The sequence below is a fragment of the Ferruginibacter sp. genome, from assembly GCF_031430955.1.
Lineage (GTDB): Bacteria > Bacteroidota > Bacteroidia > Chitinophagales > Chitinophagaceae > Ferruginibacter.
The window spans coordinates 1-5285 of record NZ_JANPCM010000249.1 but is presented as its reverse complement, the minus strand read 5'-3'; the positions used below and the strand labels follow the sequence as shown (position 1 = coordinate 5285).

The following is a 5285-nucleotide window of genomic DNA, read 5'->3' as shown; positions in this document are numbered from 1 at the left end:
AAGCCGAACGCAATGGTAAATCAATAAAAGCAATACCTACCCGTATCAGTTCAATGGCAGAATATGTGGAATTATTTGGCAGGGAGTTTACCCATAAATTTTTATTGAACATACCAACACCGGTAACCGCTTTTGAACCTGCCATGCTTATTGCACCAACGCAAATTTTTTATTTATACAATTGCATGCGCTTGTTTTTTGCCAATGGTGGCGGCAGTTGTTATATCATTTCGGCAGGTACTTATGGCAATGATGAAAGTATAACCATAAAAAATGCAGATTTTACAAATGCAACTATTTGGGCAGCTCTTGAAAAAGAAATGGAACCGACATTGATAGTAATACCCGACATGGTGAACCACAGAACGGATTGTTATGCTTTGTACAATTTGGTATTACAGCATTGTAAAAAAATGCAAAGCCGCATGGGTATTTTTGATGTGATACCAGATGCTAACGATGCAAATGATGCCGCTGCGATTTCATTTTTCAGGGCAGCCATTGGCCCCGAAGGATTGAACTATGGAGCGGCTTATTATCCGTTTTTAAATACATCGATTACTTCCCCAAGTGAAATTAATTTTAATAACCTGGTAATACCAAAAGATGATCTCGTAGAATTATTATGGGCAACTATTGCCAGCAAAAAAACAGTTACTGCCGAAGAAGATAATGAAAATAAAAAGAAAGTAAAAGCGCTTTCTGATGCGGAATTGCATCAGTATCTTTTAAATGTAAGTAAGCTGTACCAGCAAATTATGGAAGCCATCCGGCAATGGTTAAATGTTTTGCCGCCAGGTGCGGCTATGGCTGGCATTTATACTATGGTTGATAATGCAAGAGGTGTATGGAAAGCCCCCGCCAATGTTTCTGTTGCAATGGTTAATTCGCCAGCAGTAAATATTGATCACCACCAACAGGAAAGTATGAATGTAGATGTAACGGGAGGAAAGTCTGTAAATGCCATTCGTGTTTTTGCCGATCAGGGTACTTTGGTTTGGGGTGCAAGAACATTGGATGGTAACAGCCTGGACTGGCGCTACATCAATGTAAGAAGAACAATAATGATGATAGAGCAATCTTTAAAACTGGCTTTCCGTGCTTATGTGTTTGAGCCTAACGTTGCCAATACATGGGTTACTGTAAAAAGTATGGCCGAAAATTTTCTGACCAGCTTATGGAAGCAAGGCGGATTAGCTGGTGCAAAACCAGAGGATGCTTTTAGTGTGGAGGTTGGCCTTGGCAACACTATGACGGCAGAAGATATTCTTGAAGGCTATTTAAAAATTGCAGTGAAGATTGCTGTTGTGCGGCCGGCAGAATTTATTGTGATCACGTTTCAGCAGCACCAGCAAAAAAGTTGATTTTTTTGTTTCGCCGGGCTTAGATAGCCGTGCCTTTTGTGTGTTGGTATGTGAGCCCGGCGTATAAAAGCCCTTCCAATTTTTTACTGTCACTCTTTAAATATGTAACTAAAATTGAAAGCAACCTGTTTGGCAGGCGGGGCAAAGCCATCAATAATTTTAAAACCACACCTAAAATAGATAGTGACCTGGCCAATGCGTTATTAAAAACCCACTGTAATTTTTATTTTTTAAACCTTACTGCACAAGTAAAGGAACATGAGCCGGAGCAGCGATTGGTAGAAAATATTACCTGGTTTTTACTGGAGTTAGGTAAAGGGTTTGCTTATATGGGCAGGCAATTTGTACTAACTGCTGGAGGAAAAATTTAAAACCCGATTTATTATTTTACCACACCAAACTAAGATGCTGCATCAGTATTAAATTAAAAGTAACCGAATTTGAAGCGGAATTTTCAGGAAAACTAAATTTCTATTTAACCTCAATTGATAAACTGGTAAAAGAAAAAGACGACAAACCCAGTATTGGTATTTTGCTTTGCAAAAATAAAAACATTCTAGTAGTTGATTTTGCTTTGCAGGACATAAACAAACCAATGGGCGTAAGTAAATTTACCTGTACATAATTACCTGACAGTATTAAAAGGCATTACCAACTTTAGAAGAATTTACACAATAGCTAAACCGGTAAGAGGAGGGTTAATACCAGTTAGACGTTAAATATACCGGGTAAAATGTCAGTCCCGATTGTAATCGGGATTGTCGAAACCGGGTGCAAGAGTCAAACCGCCTTAGACAAGCTCAGGCTGACAGTGTATTTTAAACGTCTAATCGGTATAATACTGGCTATTCGCCACAAAAGAATCCCGGTAATAGACGTACCGGGATTTTTAGTTTTTGTTGTTGATATAATATGACGATTTTTTTATAAAATCATCAAACTCAAAACAGCAATTTAAATTACTCAAAATGAGGAAAATCCTCCACAAAATAATAATGAAAGCTATTCTACTTCTGTTGAACTTGTTTTAGTAACAGTAACTTTATCTGTACGGCCACTGGTGCTGCTGCCTCTTGTTAAAGCTATAATCAGCAATATAAGTACCGCTGCACCAACAACCCAAACCCATGGCTCGGCATACCAGGTTTGCTCAGTGGTTTTTGTACTGGTATTAGTTGTGGTAACGGCAGTTGTTGTAGTGTCTTGCGCCCAAGCAACTGCATTGGCAACAGTTAAAATAAACAGCACAAAACCATACTTGAAAAATACGGGGTTGAATACATTTTTCATCATCGATTTTTTTTGGTTAATAAATAGTGATGTTATGTAATATTCAACAACTGCGCCAATTGCTTGCAGTATTAAAAAAATGTAATAATATAAGTAAACTTGTAACTCTACCTCCGCTTAGGTAAAAGATCAATAATGTTATGCGGCAAAAGTGAGTGATTCTTCGTTCCTCAGCATAAACTCCACGATGATGACCAATGAACAAAAAGCTCGTTCCCAAAAAAAATCCCGTTCCTCTAAATGACAGAAAAAATTATCAACTTTTCTCTTCCCAAATCATACTCAAATGCACAATGGTTTCTGCGGCTTTGGCTAAATCTTTAGTGCCAATCCATTCTGTTTTGCTGTGTATGTTTTGCATGCCGGTAAAAATATTGGGGCAGGGCATACCGATATAACTAAAGCGGCTGCCATCGGTACCGCCGCGGATGCTTTCTTTTTTTACCGTAAGGCCGGCACGCTGTATGGCTTCGGCTGCATAAGCCGCTACATGCGGATAATTGTTCAGTACTTCTTTCATATTGCGGTACTGTTCTGTGGCTGTGTATTCCATTGCAGCACCAGTAAATTGTGCCACAATATTTTCAGCAATAGTTTTTAAACGGTTATGGTGAGCCGCTAATCCTTCGTTGGTAAAATCCCGTACAATAAATTGCAATGTTGCTTTTTCAGCAATGCCATTTACAGCTGTTGGGTGTACAAAGCCTTCACGTTTTTCGGTGGTCTCGGGGCTCCATTCGTTTTTTGGTAACGCATCCATTACTGCCGCAGCAACTTTTAATGCATTCACTAATTTACCTTTTGCATAACCGGGATGAACAATTACACCACTGATAGTTATGGTTGCGCCATCGGCACTAAAAGTTTCATCTTCCAAACTTCCTGCCTCGCCACCATCCATGGTGTAACCAAATGCGGCACCTAATTTTTGCATATCTACTTTTGCAGTGCCCTGCCCAACTTCTTCATCAGGCGTAAATAAAATTTTTATATCTCCATGTTTTATGGCGGGGTTTTGTATAAAAAATAATGCCGCTTCCATAATGGCGGCCACACCGCTTTTATCATCGGCACCCAGCAATGTTAATCCGCTTGCGGTAATTACACCGTAATTAATATGCTCTTTTAAGTAAGGCGAATTGCTGCTATTTAAAACCTGCATATTATCATCGGGTAAAATAATATCCTTACCATCGTAATAACGGTGATGAATGGGCTTAACATTAGTGCCACTGCAATCTGGCGCTGTATCTACATGGGCGCAAAAACAAATGGCCGGTATATTTTTTTTATCACTGTTGGATGCAATGGTGGCATATACATAACCAAACTCATCGGTAGTGGCATTGGTAATACCCATACCAAATAATTCCCGGTGCAATAGTTTGCTTAGATCTTTTTGCTTTTCGGTGGTGGGATGTGCAGTACTGGTGGGATCACTTTGCGTATCTATTTGTACATAACGCATAAAACGATCGGCAATGCTGTCGGGGCTGATTTGTATCATAAAAAATGTTGAATGTAAAAATATCGAACATCAAATGTCGGATGTGTGAAATTTATTACAGTGCGCTAAGATACGCAGCGCATGCATTAAAAAATATTCGCCATTCGATATTTCCAAATTCAACATAAAAAAAGCAGCCTGCTTTCGCAAACTGCTCAATTATTCATTATTAACTATCCATTATTAATTAATAGAAACCAACTCAATATCAAATATCAGTTCCTGTCCGGCTAAAAAATGATTGGCATCTAAAATAATAATATCATCTTTTACTTCTACCACAATTACGGGTACCGGCTGGCCCTGCTGGTTGCTTAAAGTTAAAGGCATGCCTGGTTCCAGTTGCATTTCTGCAGGTATATTTTCTTTTGGAAATTCAATGATGGCTTCTTCGCTCCTTGGGCCATAAGCATCTTCGGGTGCAATGTTGATGGTTTTTTTATCGCCAACAACCATTCCGGGAATAGCAAGGTCGAAACCTTTAATCATTTGTCCTGCACCTACTGTAAATTCCAATGGCTCCCTTCCTGCAGAAGAATCAAACTGTTCGCCACTTAATAATTTTCCTGTATAATGTACTTTTACATTATCTCCATTTTTTGCTTGCATTGTTTTTTGTTTTTGTATGAGTTTGTGTAAACGGGGATTTTTGAAAGATTTATAAGATCAAAAACATAATCTTCAATTTTTTAAAATTCCTAAATCATCGTTCCAACAAAAAATAAGCCTGCAAATTAATATATAAACGGCACAGGTTATTAAAAAACTTTTCAGCAACTTTACTTTATGAAAAAGATATTTTTAGGTTCAACAATTCTATTGCTCAATTGTATGGCAGGATTATCACAATCCGGCACCATCAAATCCGAAATCGGAAATCTAAAATCCCAAATTATACCAGGTGCTGAAAGAATAGAAGTTTACCTTCCTTATCTTAAAGGTAAATCAGTAGCTGTTTTTGCCAACCAAACCAGCGTTGTAAATGGTACACATTTAGTAGATACGCTGATTAGCAGGGGCATTAATATTGTAAAAATATTTAGTCCGGAACATGGGTTTAGAGGAACAGCAGATGCAGGTGAACACGTAACAGATGCAAAAGATAAAAAGACCGGCGTGCCCAT

At 38.4% G+C, this 5285-nt stretch carries 7 protein-coding genes; 4 read left to right on the top strand and 3 right to left on the bottom strand.

The genetic code is table 11. The features are described from left to right. The 3 genes from ACY65O_RS07040 to ACY65O_RS07030 form a co-directional block, all read left to right on the top strand. On the top strand, nt 1–1364 hold a 1364-nt coding region (locus ACY65O_RS07040), incomplete at its 5' end, for a phage tail sheath family protein (RefSeq protein WP_462220143.1). Nucleotides 1365–1393: 29 nt separating this feature from the next. After that, the gene (locus ACY65O_RS07035; RefSeq protein ID WP_462220142.1) at nt 1394–1735 is read left to right on the top strand and encodes a PDDEXK nuclease domain-containing protein; all 342 of its coding nucleotides are present in this window, start codon (nt 1394–1396) and stop codon (nt 1733–1735) included. Then, nucleotides 1705–1989 carry a PDDEXK nuclease domain-containing protein gene (locus tag ACY65O_RS07030; RefSeq protein WP_462220144.1) on the top strand — a complete coding sequence of 95 codons (285 nt, stop codon included), beginning with the start codon at nt 1705–1707 and terminating at the stop codon, nt 1987–1989. The genes ACY65O_RS07035 and ACY65O_RS07030 overlap by 31 nt, the downstream gene beginning before the upstream one ends. A gap of 377 nt (nt 1990–2366) precedes the next feature. Here the strand turns inward: ACY65O_RS07030 and ACY65O_RS07025 are convergent, their stop codons facing one another. The 3 genes from ACY65O_RS07025 to ACY65O_RS07015 all read right to left on the bottom strand — a co-directional run bounded on the left by ACY65O_RS07025 (nt 2367) and on the right by ACY65O_RS07015 (nt 4770). Beyond that, a complete protein-coding gene (locus tag ACY65O_RS07025; protein WP_462220141.1) occupies nt 2367–2657 on the bottom strand; it encodes a hypothetical protein in 291 nt (96 codons plus the stop codon). Between the two features lie 253 nt (nt 2658–2910). Then, the gene (gene pepT / locus ACY65O_RS07020; protein WP_462220140.1) at nt 2911–4161 is read right to left on the bottom strand and encodes a peptidase T; all 1251 of its coding nucleotides are present in this window, start codon (nt 4159–4161) and stop codon (nt 2911–2913) included. A gap of 183 nt (nt 4162–4344) precedes the next feature. Continuing rightward, nucleotides 4345–4770, bottom strand: coding sequence for an FKBP-type peptidyl-prolyl cis-trans isomerase (locus ACY65O_RS07015; RefSeq protein WP_462220139.1), 426 nt, complete (start codon nt 4768–4770; stop codon nt 4345–4347). Nucleotides 4771–4947: 177 nt separating this feature from the next. On the opposite strand from ACY65O_RS07015, the gene ACY65O_RS07010 reads away from it, so the two are divergent. Continuing rightward, nucleotides 4948–5285: exo-beta-N-acetylmuramidase NamZ domain-containing protein (locus ACY65O_RS07010; RefSeq protein WP_462220138.1), on the top strand; the 338-nt coding region annotated here is incomplete at its 3' end.

What these genes read in the sequence shown, in the direction of transcription:
- ACY65O_RS07025 (WP_462220141.1), bottom strand. Translation starts at nt 2,657, where the DNA reads ATGATGAAAAATGTATTCAACCCCGTATTTTTCAAGTATGGTTTTGTG.
- pepT (WP_462220140.1), bottom strand. Translation starts at nt 4,161, where the DNA reads ATGATACAAATCAGCCCCGACAGCATTGCCGATCGTTTTATGCGTTAT.
- ACY65O_RS07015 (WP_462220139.1), bottom strand. Translation starts at nt 4,770, where the DNA reads ATGCAAGCAAAAAATGGAGATAATGTAAAAGTACATTATACAGGAAAA.